Raw genomic sequence first — 554 nt, 5'->3', positions numbered from 1 at the left:
CGCGGCCGCGCGGCCCGCCGTGCCCCGTACCGAGCCACCCCGTGCCACCCCGCGCCCCCGCGCGAGCGCTCCCCCGGGCCCGGGCCCCGCTCCTAGGCTCGTCGAGGAACTGGGCTCATAGCGCGGGCTGTTCGGGGCACACGCCCCAGCGGCAGACGCCCGACCCCGAGGGAGGGGCCGTGTTCGATACGGCACAGCAAGCGGATGTGATCATCGTCGGAGCCGGAGTGGCGGGCCTCTCGGCGGCGCACCACCTGGTCAGCGCGGGAGTGACGGTCTCCGTCCTGGAGGCGGGACCGCGCGTCGGCGGCCGCATGGCGACCGAGGAGGTGGACGGTTTCCGGCTCGACCGTGTGGGCCGGCTGCTGAGTACCGCGCACCCCGAGCTGCGCCGCACGCCGGGCCTCGAAGGGCTCGTGCTGCGGCCCTTCGCCCCCGGCGCGCTCGTGCACAGCGCGGGCCGGCTGCACCGTATCGGCGACGGCAGGCGCACCAGGGGCGCACTGACCGCGGCACGCGCCCTCGCGAGCGCCCCCCGCCCGTACGGGGCCGGG

At 77.8% G+C, this 554-nt stretch carries 1 protein-coding gene; it reads left to right on the top strand.

The features are described from left to right. Positions 1–179 precede the first annotated feature (179 nt). The coding region (locus G3I42_RS20525) for an FAD-dependent oxidoreductase (protein ID WP_343244606.1) at positions 180–554 on the top strand (375 nt) is incomplete at its 3' end.

Source organism: Streptomyces sp. SID11385, from assembly GCF_010548245.1.
In the GTDB taxonomy this organism is placed as follows: Bacteria; Actinomycetota; Actinomycetes; order Streptomycetales; family Streptomycetaceae; genus Streptomyces.
Note: the sequence above shows the minus strand (reverse complement) of the source record. Positions and strands in the feature narration are given on the sequence as shown.